Raw genomic sequence first — 1,271 nt, 5'->3', positions numbered from 1 at the left:
GTCTTGCCCGGCAGCCATTCCAGCGTGCCGTGCGCGCCGACATGGATGAGGGCGTGGACCCCGAGCGATTTTTGCAGCCAGAGGCCGAAGGCGATCAGGTCGTGGCGCGGGGGCAAAGTGGGGTCATGGTAGTCGGCGCGGCGGTCGACTGAGCGGCCACGATCGGGGGCGAGTGCCACGGTGAGGTTACCGAAGGTTGCGGCGCGGAAGGGGAAGTGCTGTCTGCATGATGAAGGTTGGCGTTCTGTCGCGCCCCCCTCTGCCCTGCCGGACATCTCCCCCACTTGGGGGGAGATCATGCCGTCACCGCCACCTTCGCTAATCGCCGCCGTTGCAAGAGGAGAGCCGATGCCAGAACTGCCAATTTCCCCCTTAGTGGGGGAGATGTCCGGCAGGACAGAGGGGGGCGCCTCGCGCGAACCTGTCTCGTCTGATTTTCCCCAGGCAGCTTCGACGGCAGTCATTGCCTCAGTGGGCAACTCTTTCGACAAGTCTAGATAGTTCGTCAGCCCTAGCCCGCCACCACCCACCTCCAGCGCATCCAGCAACGCGCGCGGCGATTGCGGAATCGCGTCAACCGCATAGCCCTGTTCCTTCAGGTCGTGCAGCATCGCGAGCACGCTCGACGGCACGTCGAGGCCGACGGCATAGCCGGTACGGCCGGGCGCGCTCGGATAATCCGGTATCAGGATCGCCAGCTTGCGCTCGGCCCGCTCGGTCCGCCGCAAGCGAATGAACGCCGCGATGCGCTTGGCGACCTGCGCGACGCGATCGATCTCCGGCCGGTTGGCGAAGGCGCGGAAAGCTAGCGCCGGGTCGGTTTCGCTCTCGCCCTTGAACGAAATCGCGCCGGCCAGGATGCGGCCGTCGAGTTCCGGCAGCACGACATGCATGGCAAGGTCGGCGGGAGCCAGGCCGCGCTGGTTTTTCTCCCAGACCTGGCGGCGCGTGGTCGCGACGATGACCTGGAAGACCGGCACGCCGGCACGGTCGAACAGCGTCTCCGCGCCGGGCTCGGCGCCGGAGGCGAATGCGGTGGCGGTGACGATGGCGGCCGGGTTCAGTGAGGCGAGGGCGTTCTCGACGAAGGCCAGAGACGCCTGATCCTTGAGACTCGAAACGAAGATCGGCACCGGCGCGATGCCTTGCGCGTGCAGTGCGTCGACCAGCGCATCGATCGGCGCGACATCGGCGGCGAGCAGCATCGAGCGGTAGAAGAGGATGGGGACGATGGGAGCGCCGTCTCCCTCCCCCTCGAGGGGAGGGTGGCC

Annotated in this window: 1 protein-coding gene; it reads right to left on the bottom strand. The window is 67.0% G+C overall.

Annotated features, from left to right (window positions below):
* Window positions 1-1,271: cobaltochelatase subunit CobN (locus EN781_RS32695; protein WP_189347977.1), on the bottom strand; the 1,271-nt coding region annotated here is incomplete at both ends.

Source organism: Mesorhizobium sp. M4A.F.Ca.ET.090.04.2.1 (assembly GCF_003999085.1).
Taxonomy (GTDB): Bacteria; Pseudomonadota; Alphaproteobacteria; order Rhizobiales; family Rhizobiaceae; genus Mesorhizobium.
Note: the sequence above shows the minus strand (reverse complement) of the source record. Positions and strands in the feature narration are given on the sequence as shown.